The sequence below is a fragment of the Malaciobacter marinus genome (assembly GCF_003544855.1).
GTDB classification, from domain to species: domain Bacteria; phylum Campylobacterota; class Campylobacteria; order Campylobacterales; family Arcobacteraceae; genus Malaciobacter; species Malaciobacter marinus.
In genome coordinates, this window is sequence record NZ_CP032101.1 from 1,424,535 (window position 1) to 1,438,627 (window position 14,093).

At 29.6% G+C, this 14,093-nt stretch carries 17 protein-coding genes; 1 reads left to right on the plus strand and 16 read right to left on the minus strand.

The genetic code is table 11. From position 1 onward, the window contains the following. Position 1: 1 nt before the first annotated feature. The 9 genes from AMRN_RS07035 to AMRN_RS07075 all read right to left on the minus strand — a co-directional run bounded on the left by AMRN_RS07035 (position 2) and on the right by AMRN_RS07075 (position 4,800). Positions 2–346 carry a hypothetical protein gene (locus AMRN_RS07035; RefSeq protein ID WP_099311492.1) on the minus strand — a complete coding sequence of 115 codons (345 nt, stop codon included), beginning with the start codon at positions 344–346 and terminating at the stop codon, positions 2–4. Beyond that, a complete protein-coding gene (locus AMRN_RS07040) occupies positions 346–714 on the minus strand; it encodes a hypothetical protein (RefSeq protein WP_099311493.1) in 369 nt (122 codons plus the stop codon). Before AMRN_RS07040 ends, AMRN_RS07035 begins: the two co-directional genes overlap by 1 nt. 2 nt (positions 715–716) lie before the next feature. Further along, positions 717–1,025 (minus strand): hypothetical protein, encoded by a 309-nt coding sequence (locus tag AMRN_RS07045; RefSeq protein WP_099311494.1) that lies wholly within the window; start codon positions 1,023–1,025, stop codon positions 717–719. 7 nt (positions 1,026–1,032) lie between these two features. Further along, positions 1,033–1,983 carry a hypothetical protein gene (locus AMRN_RS07050; RefSeq protein WP_099311495.1) on the minus strand — a complete coding sequence of 317 codons (951 nt, stop codon included), beginning with the start codon at positions 1,981–1,983 and terminating at the stop codon, positions 1,033–1,035. A gap of 361 nt (positions 1,984–2,344) precedes the next feature. Further along, complete coding sequence (locus AMRN_RS07055; RefSeq protein WP_165772852.1) at positions 2,345–2,974, minus strand: AAA family ATPase; 630 nt, start codon at positions 2,972–2,974, stop codon at positions 2,345–2,347. Continuing rightward, positions 2,971–3,543 (minus strand): hypothetical protein, encoded by a 573-nt coding sequence (locus tag AMRN_RS07060; RefSeq protein WP_099311497.1) that lies wholly within the window; start codon positions 3,541–3,543, stop codon positions 2,971–2,973. Before AMRN_RS07060 ends, AMRN_RS07055 begins: the two co-directional genes overlap by 4 nt. Beyond that, the gene (locus tag AMRN_RS07065) at positions 3,530–3,865 is read right to left on the minus strand and encodes a hypothetical protein (protein ID WP_099311498.1); all 336 of its coding nucleotides are present in this window, start codon (positions 3,863–3,865) and stop codon (positions 3,530–3,532) included. The genes AMRN_RS07060 and AMRN_RS07065 overlap by 14 nt, the downstream gene beginning before the upstream one ends. Positions 3,866–3,874: 9 nt before the next feature. Then, the gene (locus AMRN_RS07070; RefSeq protein ID WP_099311499.1) at positions 3,875–4,192 is read right to left on the minus strand and encodes a hypothetical protein; all 318 of its coding nucleotides are present in this window, start codon (positions 4,190–4,192) and stop codon (positions 3,875–3,877) included. Next, positions 4,189–4,800, minus strand: a complete 612-nt coding sequence (locus tag AMRN_RS07075; protein ID WP_099311500.1) for a hypothetical protein — start codon at positions 4,798–4,800, stop codon at positions 4,189–4,191. The genes AMRN_RS07070 and AMRN_RS07075 overlap by 4 nt, the downstream gene beginning before the upstream one ends. 136 nt (positions 4,801–4,936) lie before the next feature. On the opposite strand from AMRN_RS07075, the gene AMRN_RS07080 reads away from it, so the two are divergent. Further along, positions 4,937–5,989 carry a tyrosine-type recombinase/integrase gene (locus AMRN_RS07080; protein WP_099311501.1) on the plus strand — a complete coding sequence of 351 codons (1,053 nt, stop codon included), beginning with the start codon at positions 4,937–4,939 and terminating at the stop codon, positions 5,987–5,989. 14 nt (positions 5,990–6,003) lie between these two features. On the opposite strand, the gene cheB is transcribed toward AMRN_RS07080, so the two are convergent. The 7 genes from cheB to AMRN_RS07115 all read right to left on the minus strand — a co-directional run bounded on the left by cheB (position 6,004) and on the right by AMRN_RS07115 (position 14,090). Beyond that, entirely contained in the window at positions 6,004–7,086 is a 1,083-nt protein-coding gene (gene cheB, locus AMRN_RS07085) for a chemotaxis-specific protein-glutamate methyltransferase CheB (protein ID WP_099311502.1), read from the minus strand. A gap of 10 nt (positions 7,087–7,096) precedes the next feature. Next, positions 7,097–7,783, minus strand: a complete 687-nt coding sequence (locus AMRN_RS07090; protein WP_099311503.1) for a chemotaxis protein CheD — start codon at positions 7,781–7,783, stop codon at positions 7,097–7,099. Next, positions 7,780–8,625 carry a CheR family methyltransferase gene (locus tag AMRN_RS07095; RefSeq protein ID WP_099311504.1) on the minus strand — a complete coding sequence of 282 codons (846 nt, stop codon included), beginning with the start codon at positions 8,623–8,625 and terminating at the stop codon, positions 7,780–7,782. Before AMRN_RS07095 ends, AMRN_RS07090 begins: the two co-directional genes overlap by 4 nt. A 6-nt stretch (positions 8,626–8,631) precedes the next feature. After that, entirely contained in the window at positions 8,632–10,770 is a 2,139-nt protein-coding gene (locus AMRN_RS07100) for a chemotaxis protein CheA (RefSeq protein WP_099311505.1), read from the minus strand. Between the two features lie 35 nt (positions 10,771–10,805). Next, positions 10,806–11,174, minus strand: a complete 369-nt coding sequence (locus AMRN_RS07105) for a response regulator (RefSeq protein WP_079577925.1) — start codon at positions 11,172–11,174, stop codon at positions 10,806–10,808. An 80-nt stretch (positions 11,175–11,254) separates the two neighbouring features. Continuing rightward, positions 11,255–13,435 (minus strand): polyribonucleotide nucleotidyltransferase, encoded by a 2,181-nt coding sequence (locus tag AMRN_RS07110; protein WP_099311506.1) that lies wholly within the window; start codon positions 13,433–13,435, stop codon positions 11,255–11,257. A 10-nt stretch (positions 13,436–13,445) separates the two neighbouring features. Beyond that, positions 13,446–14,090 carry a phosphoribosyltransferase gene (locus tag AMRN_RS07115; protein WP_099311507.1) on the minus strand — a complete coding sequence of 215 codons (645 nt, stop codon included), beginning with the start codon at positions 14,088–14,090 and terminating at the stop codon, positions 13,446–13,448. Positions 14,091–14,093: the final 3 nt, after the last annotated feature.

The following is a 14,093-nucleotide window of genomic DNA, read 5'->3' on the forward strand; positions in this document are numbered from 1 at the left end:
GCTAATCCTTCACAAATTGATAAACTATATTGTTTCCTAATTTGCCAATAGGGACAGTGTGGTTTTTATAATCCCTATTTTTTCCTATTCTTAAGATTGGCATGTTAAAAGAAAACATAAGTTTTTCTACTTTTTTATGAAATTTTAGAAAAGCTTTATTTTTTTTCTTTGTATAAGCATATAAAGCCCAAATAAAGCCACTATCAAACATAAATACATAAGTTGTATTTGGATTTGATGGTTTATCTGCTATACAAAAACCATCTTTTATAAATGGTTCTTGAGGGTCTGCTTGACCCTCTTTTACTAACTCTTCTAAAAAATCATAATTATCTAAAAAGTACATTATTTTTTCTTTTTAGATTTTTTATTAATTAACAAATAAATTGCACCAATAGCACCAACACCACCAATAATATAAAGAAGCTTTTTATTATCATCTGTACCTATATTTCTTAATACTCCAGCTTCTTTAGGTTGCGCATCTTCTTCTTGATATCTGCTTGTTTGTGCTGGTCCACCTGTACCACCCGCAACACCAACGGAAGCGCTTAAGCCTAAACTATCATCAAGTTTAGGGCTTGTAGTTGCGTCTTGTCTATTAACTTTATCTTGTGTACTCGTTTGGTCTTCCCCAAACTGTATAATTGGACTAAAATCAATAGAACTTACAACACTACTAGTACTTTGACTACTTCCACCAAATAACCCCATGTTTAATCCTTAAATATTATAAACAATGCAAGTAACCCAATACCACCATATACTAAATTTGTGTTACTTATATTTTTTAAAGGATTGATTGAGTCTTGTTGTGCATTTTGATTAATGTTCTCATACTCTTGCGCTTTTGCACTATTGTCATTTTTGTTTGAATTGCCTTTTACTGCATTTTCAATCTCTGTGTATTTTTCCCAAACACTTCCAATGTTTTCCATCCATTCATTTGCTGTGTCTGTAACATCTCCAAAACTCCAATTAGTGGGAGTGGAGTCGCCTCCCGTGTACATTTCCCACATGCTCATAAATCACCTACTTTTCTAAAATATTTGTTTTTTGAACTGTATCAGTTAAGATATGTACATTGTTTGTTTCCCCTGGTTGTTTCTCAACATCTAAAACAACTTCTAAAGTGTTATAGCTGTTTATAGTGTCTAGTAAATCAGTCATACGACCTCTAATTGTAAAATCAACCACATAGCAACCTTTTAATAAATTGTATGCTTCGGGTTTAAACTCAAATACGTTTTTTGCCCTTAATGCGTTCGCGTCAATATCAACAAAAGTTGTATTACCAGACTTTATCTTTACACCTTTTATCATGTTGTCAACTCTTTTACCATCTACGGTAGAAACGATTTGAATTGACTTGTAAAGCTTTTGTGTAGGTAAGCTAATAGTTAGCTCATTTGTTGTACTAGTAACTTCTTTTAGTAAACTAGTTGAGTTAAAGAAACTAATTGTTTCATTTGCATTTCTTTTGTAATTAATCAAAGAAGATGACCAAACATCTAATTTTGCATTATTTACAGTTATACCGCTACCAATTGAACTATCTCCACCCCAGTTTATTAACAAGTCAAAAGTTGTAAATAATGCAGTATTTAAGATAGTATCGTGCGGTCTGATAGTGTTAAACATACTAAAAGGTATAACAGCATAAACAAAACTTTCTTTTCCAGCTCCCTCACTTGTATCTATTGAATGCATACCTCTTTGAGATGTACCAATAATATTATCTAAGTAAAGTTTTTTACTCGGAATTTGTTTAATAGTTTGATTACCATTTGCAATTACTTCAAGTTGATTTATTAACCCAAATAAAGCCTCATCTTTAAAAGTTGCACCAGCTGCATTATCATGATTTACTGTTAATTTTAATAGTAAATATTGTGTATGATAATTTCTACTTAATTCAATTCTCTTTTGAGAACTTGGACTATAAAGCGCGTGATTTTCGTATCTCTCATATAATCTTGCCATTATAATGCCCCTGCAATAACTGGTCTAATAAATTTTTTTGCGATAATAATTCCCGCCATACATCCAAGTGCTAATCCTAAATCTGTTTGTGTGAAATTCATTTGTTTTTCCCCTTTCCCTATACTGCTTTAGCTTGAGGTATCCATTTACCCGCTACATCACTTATGATAACAACTGCGAAGCCAATCATCGCACCTTTTAAAAGATTTTTTTGACTCATTTTTGAGTACTCCTTTTTTATGTTGATTTTTTAAGCCTTTTTGGCTATAATAATGGTCTTATTTGATTGAGTTCGGCAAGGACTTATTTTTGCGAGGGTTTTAAAGTGTGCTTGGGGAAATGCACTTTAAAGCCTTTTTTTTTAGCTTAAAATTTGTAGGTCTTTTTCAGTTGTTTTTATAATCTCCTTTTTTTCATCTTCAATTCTCAAAAACTCAAACTTATTAAGGTCAGCAATCATTTCAGCATAACTTGAATCGAGTAGGGCTTTTATATATTTTTTGTCATTTGGCTCTCTTAATCTACTAAAAATAAATATATCTGTTAAAGCTGTTAAATTTCTGCTTATATTAGCGGGTCTTCTGCTTGTAGTAATGATATCTATTCTGTTATGTCTACCATACTGTACAAGTTTATTAAAATAGCTCTTCTTGTCTGTTCTAGTATCAAAAAACATATCTATTTCATCTATTACAAAAGTTATATTTTTCATTTTAAATATTGTTTCTGCTAGTTCTTCAGCTTCATCAATAGTATTTACGACTAATTCTAATTTATGCTTCATAAATAGTTTATAATTATCTCTTTTCGTTATAAACTTGTGAAACTTAGATACACTCGTAAATACTAATCTTCTAATATTTTCTTCATACTGAAATCTAGGATCCAGGATAATGGTAGGCTTATCTGTTAAGATAGCTAACTTCTCTGTAAGAGTAGTCTTACCATATCCTTTATGACCAATGATTGTATAAATCTTGTTTTGTATCAAGATTGAACCTCTTCTTTTTTTGTAAATCTTGCTTTTAACTTTGTGAAGTATGTAGGAATATTATTAAATCCAATAACACTATCAACAACTAATGCAGTTCCACTTAAAGCAAGTAGGGCAGTGCTAAATTTTTCAGAACTTAGTGTTCCCTCTGCTCTTGCTTTATCTACTGTATTAACTGCGCTGTTTTTAAATAGCTCTTGTGCGATTGGATTTAACAATGCTTCTTGCCCCTCTCTTTGTTGCTTTATACCTTGTAAAACTGATAATCCAGTTGTGATAATATCTTCACTTTCATTTACTGTTGTTTTATGTGCAGCTTTTGCATTGTTATTAATTTTAGGCTCTTTATTTACTCCTAAGATAATATCAATTAAAAAAGGTTTACTTCTACCTTTTAAGCTGTTAAAAGAGTATTGACTTTGTAAAGGCTCTGCAAGTTTTGCAAGTTCTTTATTTGTCATCTTTTCAAGTTCTGCCCTTGTCTTTGTTAAACTTTGCTCATTTTCCTCAAATGGAAACTCATTTTCTGTTCCCATTTGCTCACTTATTTGCTCATATGTTTTCATTACTCATTCCCTCATCTTGCGAAATTTGCGTGTTTTGCGGCTGTTTTTGCGTTCTAAATGCACCAAATAAACCAACACCAATTAAACCAATACCAGCAAAAGCTAATACAGTTTTTAAGAAAGATTTTGTTTTTGGCTGCTCTTCCTCTTCTGTTTCATTTTCCAGCTCTTCTTTTGCTTTTTTAGCTTCTGCATTTCTTCTTTTAACTTTAGTTTCAAAATTGTTATTACTAGTATTATCCAAAGTTTCATCAGGAATAATATTATTATCCCCAGTATCTTTAACAATCTCATTTAAGTTTTCTTTTTCTTCTAAACTCATTTTTTCCCTTTACAATCTATCTTTATTTATAAATGCACTATCTACCGCGTTATTAATACCTAATTCATCTAAGATGTCATCTTTTGTATTACCATCACTATTTATAATATCTTTGATTAGTTCAACTTTTAAAGGTGTTAAATCATTCCATTTACTTTTTAACATAACTTGTAATGTGTCAATTACATCATCATTGTTAATACCTTTGTCTTTTACAGTTTCATCTACGATTGAATCTGCAACAGTTATAATAGCCCCAATTGGAGTAGGTCCCGCGATTACTTTCGCAACATCTAATCCTTTACTTAACCAATTTGTCCAACTCATTTTTGCTCCTTAATTTTAATATAATTTCTTATTTCTTCTTGTTTGTTTTGATATATAAATTCCCAGCATTTCTTTGCAGTTTCATTATCAATTAATTTGTAAGTATTTTTATTAACAATTCCATTGTTAGCAATCATTAAATAAGTAGTTTCGTTTTGAATTTTCATACGTAGTGTATATCCCGTAGCACGGTCTTTTACTGCGTTTCTGAAATGACTTACATTGTTGAAATTATCAGGAATAGGGGCATTATTATCACTTAAACCATGTTGTTTCTCAAATGCTTGTTTTCCTATGTATATTTTTCTCTTTGGTGTTCTGTTTTGTCTAGTGTCAACATATATAAGTTTTTTTTCTTTTAGATTAAATATGGCTTTTTTAATTGCACCATATTGAGGTTTGTTATTTTTGTCTAAAGTGGGCTTTTTACCGCAACATTGTGAGATTTGTTCATTTGTTAACCAACAAGACTTATCTTTACCTTTTGTAAATGCTCTAATTATCAAATAAACTCTTAATTCAACATCTGTTATACTTTCGTTCGCTAATAGTTCAGCGGGACAATTAACATCATAATTCATTTTAAATTTCATATTGTCTTGTGACATTTTTACTACCTTAAATAAGCTTAAAGAATAGTAAAATAAGAAAGTAATTTTATAAAACCGCGTTTTTATGGTAGTTTCAGCACATTAGTTTGGAAATTATAGTTTCCAAAAGTAATATATATATAAAAGGCTTTTAATGAAATATCCTTTAGATTGTGAAAATAACTTTGAAAAAACATATTTATTCTGGTTGTCACGTTTTTTAAGAAATAAGATGACAACCTTATCTAATAGACAAGTTAAGAATAAAGATAGATTAGCTCAAACATTGCAAGAGCTAATTAAAGGTTTTAGTGATATAGATAAACTAAAAAAGACAATAAAAGAAGTTAGAAATAATGGAATAAATAGTATTCATGTATATTTTATTCCTCTTGAAAAGTTATATTACTTTTTAATTAATTTTGGTGCAAAGTCATTAAAGGAGATTGATGAAGAGTTACTAAGTGATTTTTTGGCAACTGAAACTAGTAATCTTTCTGATGCAACTAAAAAAAACTATAGAATTGCATTAATCTCTTTTTTTGGATATATAGATAAGCAAAATGAAGAACAAAATGGTTTTGTTCATAGGTTTGGGATAGAATTAAAAAACTGGGGTGGTTTAGCAGGAAAATCAGGTACAAAACTACCCTCTTTTATGAAAAAAGAAGAAATTGCTAGGTTTTTAGATGGTATTGATAAATATCCATTTAGTTCTAAAATAGCTGCAAGAAATAGACTTATTATAAAAATAATACTCTATACAGGTATAAGAGTTAGTGAAGCAATAAATATTGATTTAAAAGACTTCAATAAAGATGAAGATGCCTTTATTATTCAAGTAAGAGGAAAAGGAAATAAACCAAGAGTTGTTATGATAAAAGAAAAAATTATTAAAACAGATCTTAATGAATGGTTTGAATATAGAATTTGTGATGAGAATCTTCTATTTTGTAATCAGAAAGGAAATCCTTTAAGTCAAGCATATATTAGTAGTATTGTTGAAAAAATTTTATTAAGTGTAGGTATTAGAAAAGAAAAAAATGGTGCACATATGTTAAGGCATACATTTGCGACAATGCTTTATCAAAAAAGTAAGGATCTAATCTTAGTTCAAGAATCATTAGGCCATGCAGATATAAATACTTCTAGAATTTATACGCATTTTGATAAAGACAAGTTGAAAAGAACAACAGATATATTTTAAAGTAGGTTTATACCCTACTTTCTTTTTTTACCTTTTGAAAAATCTATAATATAATCTGCTATTTCATCTAAATGAATAATATCTTTTATGGCATTTGCTTCAATTGCTTTTGCAGGCATTCCAAAGACTACACAACTCTCTTTATTTTGAGCAACAGTATAAGCTCCATTGTCAAATAACTCTTTTATTGCTATCTTACCATCATCACCCATACCTGTCATCACAACAGCCATAGCTGATCCTCCAGCAGAGTTATTTATTGATCTAAATAGAACATCGACACTTGGTTTATGATGACTTACTTTTTTTGTATCTAAAAGTCTTGTTATGTATTTACCGTCTCTTCTTTTTTCAATAGTTAAATGCATATTCCCAGGAGCTAAATATGCATGACTATTTTCAAGAATCATTCCATCTTTTGCTTCGTGTACTACTACTTCTGAATTTGCATTTAACCTTTGTGCAAAAGAAGAAGAAAAACCGTAAGGAATATGTTGAGTAATAACAATAGGAGGCAAATTTTTTGGTAAACGTTTAAATACTTTCAATAAAGATTCTACTCCACCTGTAGAAGAACCAATTGCAATTATTCTACTACCTGGAAATGTAGCAGGAAAAGATTTGATGACTTCATCGGGGTGAATTTTATATTCAACTTCATTTGATGATACTTTTTTAGGTTTTTTTAATGCTTTAGGCTTTTTTAGTGTATATCTTTTAAGTAAGAAAGTTAGATTCATTAATGTATCTTTTATTCTCTCTTGAAATTTAATCATTGATTCACCAGCTTCTGGTTTAGGAATAAATCCTACTGCACCATCATCAAAAATATCATTTCCTCTTACGCCTTCACCTGAAACAACAACTGCAGGCATGGGATGGAGCCTCATAAGATTTCTTAAAAAGGTTACTCCATCCATTTTTGGCATATTAATATCAATTGTTACCAAGTCAGGTTCATATTGTTTGATTTTTTCTCTTGCATCATATGCATCCATTGCATCTGCAATTACTTCAAACTCATCAATTGAATTTACCATATCTTTTAAGATTCTTCTCATTGAGGGTGAATCATCAATAACTAATACTGTATACATTTAATCTCATTTAAAATAGTTCGATTTCCATTTGTGTTTCATCTTTCTTTTTAATATCTTCATTAAATAGATCAACACCACCAACATATTCTTTAATAACTGGTTCTTTTGCAATTTCTGTTTGTAGAGCTTTTTCTTCATTGACAATTTTAACATCAGTTGCAGTTTTTTGTGTTACTTTAATAAAAGTGCTAAAATCATTTGTCAAAAGAATCAACCTACCATGTTCCCCTCTTGTATGTTCACTAATAAGTTTAAAGCCCTCTGCTCTACAAAAATCTTTTGCAAACTCGACATTTCTAAAGCCAATACTATTATTAGGAATTGCATTAGAAAGCTGCATAATATCTGCACCACCAGAAATTTTTGCAGTAATATTCTCTTTTTTACATCCAAGTTTATACATTTCATTTAGCATTGCTTCCACAGAATAAAGACCATATTTCATATCATCATTTGAGTTTTTTGTAGAAGGAAGCAAAAAGTGATTCATTCCTTTTATTTTTTGCACTCTATCATAAAACATTATTGCAACACATGAACCAAGAAGTGTCTTAAATGCAATTTCATCACTATCTTTACCCACTGCAAACTCACCACCAATTATTGTATGAGTATTAAACCCTTTAATCTTTTGATTAAATCTACTATTTGAGGCTCTTTCTATTCCTCCATCTTTGTGTCCAATTAAAATCAATGTATATCCTTAGTCTTAACAAAAATATTTTGTCCTATTCTTTGAACATAATTAATTAAATCGTGTGGATTTTCTGAATGACCCAGATATAAAGTTCCACCAATTTTTAAATGTGAAAATAATTTTTTAAGTATTGTTTGTTGATCTTGTACTGAAAAATATATAAGTACATTTCTACAAAAAACAACATCAAACTCTTCTTTTTTATAAGGATAAGATAAATCATTTAAATTCATTACCTTAAATGTAATCATTTTTTTTATTTCATCTTTTACTTTTATCAATATTTCTTCATTTGCAAGATTCTTTTCTACACGTCTTTTAAAATATTTAGGAGGTTTTATCCAATCTGGAAACTCTTTTGAAGATTTAGAAAATCTATAAACTCCATTTGCTGCAAATTGTAATACATTAGTATCAATATCCGTAGCAATAATTGATGCATTTATACTTTTGCCCAATTTTTCTCTTGCTTCCATAACTGTCATTGCCATAGAGTAAGGTTCTTCTCCTGTTGAAGAAGCAGAACAATACATTTTAATTTGATTTCCACTTTGTGCAAAAGTTGGTAAAACTCTATCCCTTAAATCTTCAAAATGAAAACATTCTCTAAAAAAATGTGTTTTATTTGTTGTGAATGAATTGATAAATTCTGTTGTATTATTTCCATTTTCAATCGAATCTAATAAAGCTTCTAAATCTCCACCTGTAAATTTAGTATCTCGTTTTAGCTTGTGTAATCTATTAGCAATCATAATATCTTTATTCTCTGCAAGTGTAATACCTGTCAGAGAATAAAGAATTTTTTTTACTCTATCATGTAGATGTTTAGTATCATTCATTTTTTTCTAAGATGCTTTTCTTTTAGTAGCATTTACACTTCTTTCAATCTTAATTTGTGCATTAATAATACCCAAAATATCTAAGATTAAACCAATACTTCCATCCCCTCTAACTGTTGCAGCACCTATTCCATCTACACTTCTAAAGTTTTTATCTAATGGTTTAACTACAACTTGGTGTTGATTTAAAAATTCATCAATAGATATAGCAACTTTTGTATTACCAGATTTTACGACAATTAACATACCATCTTCTAACTTATCAAAAGTAGGTTCTATTCCAAATAGATTGTGCAATCTAACAACTGGAATAAACTCTTCTCTTAACATCAGTAAATCTTGTGTACCATCACCTATTTTTTTAATCATATCAGAAGATGGTTGTAATGATTCAACAATAGAACTTAATGGTAAAATATATTTTTGATCACCAACTGCAATATCTAAGCCATCTAAAATTGCAAGAGTAAGTGGTAGCATAATTATAATTGTAGTTCCATAACCTTTTTCAGTATCTAACTTAATTGCACCACCAAGTTTTTGAATATTTGTTTTAACAACATCCATTCCAACACCACGACCAGAAATATCTGTAACTTCTTTTGCAGTACTAACCCCTGCTCCAAATACTAACATTGCTTTATCACTATCAGTCATTGAATCAAACTGATTATTATCAATTTGTCCATTTTCTAAAGCTTTAAGTGCAACTCTTTCAGCATCAATTCCTCTACCATCATCTTTAATAGTAATGATCATCTGACCATTAGCTTGTTCAGCAGAGATAGAAATAGTACCAGTTTCACTTTTGCCATTTTGTGTTCTTTCATCTGGAGTTTCAAGTCCATGGTCAAGAGAGTTTCTAATAATATGCATTAATGGATCAGTTAATCCTTCAATCATTGCTTTATCAATTTCTACTCCATCTCCATAATGTTTAAATGAAACTTTTTTACCAAGTTTTCTTGAAATATCTCTAACAACTTTTGGAAATTTTGAATAAATTGATTCCATTGGTACCATTCTAATACTCATAATTGAATCTTGCATATCTCTAATGTGTCTTTCTAGAAGTTCCAATCTTTCTAAAACTGCATTTCTAGTTTTTGCTTCTTCAATTGAAGTTGAAAATTGTGTTAACATTGCATTTGTAATTACTAAATCTCCAACATTATTCATTAATAAATCAATTTTATCAAGATTAACTCTAATATTATTATTTGAAGAAGTTTTTTTCTCTTTTTCAGGTCTTGCTTTTCTATCCGGCTGTTTAGCCGTAGTTTCTTGTTTATCTATAGGTTTTTTTACCTCTTCTTTTACGGGATGCTCTTCTTTTTGCTCTATTTTAGGTTTAGAAACTTCAGTTTCTACTTCATTTTTTTCTATTTTTGAATCAGGAGTAATTGCTGGCATTTCATCAAAAAATCCAAAGTTTTCTTCATCTTCATCATAAATACTTTGTGAAGAGTTATCATCCATGCTTAATTGTGCACTTTCATTTAAATCATCATCAAAAAAACCATAAGGAGTATCAGTAGAATCATCTAAATCATCATCTGCAAATATCCCATAAGTTTTATGATCTCTTTGATCATTTAAATTATCATCAAAAAAACCAATATTTCTAGTCAAAGATTCATCATCAACTTCATCATTTATAGTGGAATTTTGCTCTGTAGTTTTATTCTCTTCTATTTTTTCTGTATTTGCAGTTTCTGAAGCCGATTCTGGATTAACTTTATCCCCATTTATATATGCTCGAATATCTTTAAGCAAAGAAGAAGTCATATTTTCAAAAGTATCTCGATCAAGATCTTCTGCAACTTCAAGATCTAGAACTTCTCTCATTACATCTAAACTATCTATTAAAGTTACTGCCATCTCTGGTTGAAATTCAATTTGATGATTTCTTAGTTTATCCATCATATTTTCTACATCATGAGTAAACTCAGCAAAAAGAGTCAATTCAACTGATGCACCACTACCTTTTAATGTATGTACATCTCTGAACAGTTGACCCATTTGATCATCTGTTAAACTTCCATTTGTTTCAGCTTCTAATAGTACATTATCAGCAGATTCAAAAAGCTCTTCTGCTTCTTCTACAAACATTTCTCTATACTTAGATATATCAAAACCAGACATAACTTATCCTTTATCTACTTTAATTACTTAATAAATTATCTACTTAAAACTATATTAACCGCTTTTAACAATTGATCTGGAACAAAGGGTTTAACAATCCAGCCCGTAGCACCTGCTGCTTTACCTTTTGCTTTCATTTCATCACTTCTTTCTGTTGTCAATACTAAAATTGGTTTATTAGCATACTGAGACAACTTTCTTAATTCAGCTATTAATGTAAGTCCATCCATATTTGGCATATTCACATCAGTAATAATTAAATCATACATTGAAGCTTTAGCTTTTTCTAGCCCATCAACGCCATCAATTGCCTCCGTTACATCATTGTAACCACCTTCGTTAAGTGCATAATTCAACATATCTCTTAGCATTGTTGAGTCATCTACTATTAAAAGCTTAGCCATAAAAAACCCCTTGTTTTCTTATAAATAAATATTATTTTTTATATCTTAACTAAAGAAATATTAATTTAGTATTAAAATTTTTACAATAGTGTTGAAGCTAATTCTATTCTATCTTTCTTCACATTTAATACTTTAATTTTTACTTCTTCTCCTACACTTAAAACATCAGATACATTTTTAACTCTCTCTTTTGAGATCTTAGATATGTGTAGTAGACCTTCTCCGCCTTTTGGTAAAGATATAAATGCACCAAAATCTGTAATTCTCTCAACTTTACCTTCTAATACTTCTTCTGGTGTATAAAGCTTACCAAAATCAATATTTTTGCCACTTTCTTTTCTTGAAGTTGCATTATTTGAAATTGTTTTTATATGCTCACAAGCATCAAGTACATTCTGTTTATCCTCTCCACTTACTTTTACATTTCCGCTATCTCTATCTAAGTCAATTGAAACAGAGAATTTTTCAATTATTTCTTTTATAGTTGAACCAGCTTTTCCAATTACAACCATTATTTTACTTGGATCAATTGCGAATTGTTCAACTAATGGTAAGGCATCACTTGGAACAATCTCTTTTGCAGCTTCTTCCATAAGATTTAAAATATGTAATCTTCCTTCTTTTGCTTGAAGTAATGCTTCTTTTAATACATTAAGTTCTATTCCACCTAATTTAATATCCATTTGAAGTGCTGTAATACCTTCACTTGTCCCTGCTACTTTAAAGTCCATATCTCCATCATGATCTTCAAGACCCATAATATCAGTTAAAACTGAATATTTTTCATCTTCTACTACCATTCCCATTGCAACACCAGCAACTAAACCTGAAATTGGAATACCAGCTGCTTTAAGTGCCAAAGAACCACCACAAACAGTAGCCATAGAAGAAGAACCATTTGACTCAAGTATTTCAGATACTAATCTTATTGTTTCATTAAAATCTTTATCAATTGTAGCTTCTAAAGCTTTTTTACCAAGATTCCCATGACCCAATTCTCTTCTACCTACACCAAACATAGGTTTTGCTTCACCAACTGAAAAGCCTGGAAAATTATAATGTACCATAAAGTTTTCCATAGATGTAGATTTATTTGTTAAAATTTCATACATTTGCCCATCTTTAGGTCCTGCAATTGTTCCTATAACCAAGGCTTGAGTTTCACCTCTTGTAAATAAACAAGAAGAGTGAGTTGAAGGAAGTATATTAGTCTCTATAGAAATAGGTCTTACATCTTTAAGCCCTCTTCCATCAGCTCTAACTTTGTCTTCAACAATCATTTTTCTTACTATCTCTTTTTTTACAATTGAAACTGCTTCATAAACTTGAGCAAGATTTATATTTTCATTTTCTTTATACTCTTTTTCTAAAATATGTTTTGCAAGTTCTTTTAATTCTACAGCTCTTTCACTCTTTGCAAGTTTCTTAATAGCATCATTTACATTTGTATTATAATTGTTTCTTACATTATTAATTATTGCTTCATCAATAGTAAACTCAATAAGTTCAACATTTTTTTGTTCTTTACAAACTGTTTCAAATCCATTTTCATAAGTTGTATTAACTTCTTTTAATACATTTTGTGCAATTTCTATTGCTTCTACAAGATTATCTTCATTCACTTCATTTGTTTTATGAATTTTTGTAAAAGCTTCGATATCTACTTCAACCATCTCTTCACTTGAAATTGATTTCATTTCAATCATTAGTAATTCTTCTTTAGAACCAGCTACATATAAATCTAGTGTAGATTCTGTCATTTGATCAGAAGTAGGATTAACTATATATTCATTATTAACTTTTCCAATTCTTACACCTGCAATAGATTTTTTAATAGGTAAATTTGAAGTATATAAAGCTGCACTAGCTGCATTTAAACCTAATGCTTGTAAATCAACATCTTTATCTGCACTTAGAACAATAACAGTAATTGTTGTAGGATATACATATCCTTTTGGGAAAAGTGGTCTTAAACTTCTATCAATTACTCGTGAAGTTAAAGTTTCAAATTCACTTGGTTTTGCTTCTCTTTTTATAAATCCACCTGGAAGCTTAGCAGCAGCATATGTTTTTTCTACATATTGAACAGTCAATGGAGTAAAATCCTCTTCTACTGGATTATCAAATTCACTTACTACTGTTGCTAATACAACTGCATTCCCCAATCTTGCTAATACTGATCCATTAGCTTGCTTTGCTACTTTATCAAATTCAAATATTTCATCTTTTCCATTTAATTCAAACTCACACACTGTTGACATACTTTTCCTTTTATTTAATATTTTTTATATCTTCAAAATTAATATTTTCTAGTTTATCATAATAAAAATCTATAAAAACAAAATGATCTAATTTTTTAACATAATATAAATCATCAGCAATTGACTCTATTGTTGGAACACTAGCACTTGGTAAAATTGGTGTTGCAACAGATACAGACTTTGCACCTAAATTAATTGCGGTTTTAATACAAGCCATCATTGTAAGTCCTGTATTTAAACCCTCATCTACTAATAATACATTTTTATTTGTTAAATTTTCTATTCTTTTATCTTTTCTATATAATTTAACTGTTTTCATTAATTCATTATCATAGATTTGTTTAGACTTTGAGAATATAAAATCTAAACTAATTTCAAAAGATTTTGCAAGTTCTTCATGAATTACAACTTCCTCTGACTCAGTTACAATTGCTATTTCACAATCTTCATTATTTGGAGCCATTATTTTACTTGACAAAATCAAATCAAAGTTCGATTCAAGTTTATTTGCTATTATTTTTGCAATTGGAACTCCTCCATACGAAGTTGCAAAAACTGTCCAATCTTCAAGTTTCATACTTTCAATTGGCAATACATCAAGTAATCTAAAAGCAGCTACATCTCTATTTTTGAAATATATTTGCTCATTTTGCATTTG

What these genes read in the sequence shown, in the direction of transcription:
- AMRN_RS07110 (WP_099311506.1), bottom strand. Translation starts at nt 13,435, where the DNA reads ATGTCAACAGTGTGTGAGTTTGAATTAAATGGAAAAGATGAAATATTT.
- AMRN_RS07115 (WP_099311507.1), bottom strand. Translation starts at nt 14,090, where the DNA reads ATGCAAAATGAGCAAATATATTTCAAAAATAGAGATGTAGCTGCTTTT.
- AMRN_RS07095 (WP_099311504.1), bottom strand. Translation starts at nt 8,625, where the DNA reads ATGAATGATACTAAACATCTACATGATAGAGTAAAAAAAATTCTTTAT.
- AMRN_RS07045 (WP_099311494.1), bottom strand. Translation starts at nt 1,025, where the DNA reads ATGAGCATGTGGGAAATGTACACGGGAGGCGACTCCACTCCCACTAAT.
- AMRN_RS07050 (WP_099311495.1), bottom strand. Translation starts at nt 1,983, where the DNA reads ATGGCAAGATTATATGAGAGATACGAAAATCACGCGCTTTATAGTCCA.
- AMRN_RS07070 (WP_099311499.1), bottom strand. Translation starts at nt 4,192, where the DNA reads ATGAGTTGGACAAATTGGTTAAGTAAAGGATTAGATGTTGCGAAAGTA.
- AMRN_RS07105 (WP_079577925.1), bottom strand. Translation starts at nt 11,174, where the DNA reads ATGGCTAAGCTTTTAATAGTAGATGACTCAACAATGCTAAGAGATATG.
- AMRN_RS07035 (WP_099311492.1), bottom strand. Translation starts at nt 346, where the DNA reads ATGTACTTTTTAGATAATTATGATTTTTTAGAAGAGTTAGTAAAAGAG.
- AMRN_RS07040 (WP_099311493.1), bottom strand. Translation starts at nt 714, where the DNA reads ATGGGGTTATTTGGTGGAAGTAGTCAAAGTACTAGTAGTGTTGTAAGT.
- AMRN_RS07080 (WP_099311501.1), top strand. Translation starts at nt 4,937, where the DNA reads ATGAAATATCCTTTAGATTGTGAAAATAACTTTGAAAAAACATATTTA.
- AMRN_RS07065 (WP_099311498.1), bottom strand. Translation starts at nt 3,865, where the DNA reads ATGAGTTTAGAAGAAAAAGAAAACTTAAATGAGATTGTTAAAGATACT.
- AMRN_RS07075 (WP_099311500.1), bottom strand. Translation starts at nt 4,800, where the DNA reads ATGTCACAAGACAATATGAAATTTAAAATGAATTATGATGTTAATTGT.
- AMRN_RS07100 (WP_099311505.1), bottom strand. Translation starts at nt 10,770, where the DNA reads ATGTCTGGTTTTGATATATCTAAGTATAGAGAAATGTTTGTAGAAGAA.
- AMRN_RS07060 (WP_099311497.1), bottom strand. Translation starts at nt 3,543, where the DNA reads ATGAAAACATATGAGCAAATAAGTGAGCAAATGGGAACAGAAAATGAG.
- cheB (WP_099311502.1), bottom strand. Translation starts at nt 7,086, where the DNA reads ATGTATACAGTATTAGTTATTGATGATTCACCCTCAATGAGAAGAATC.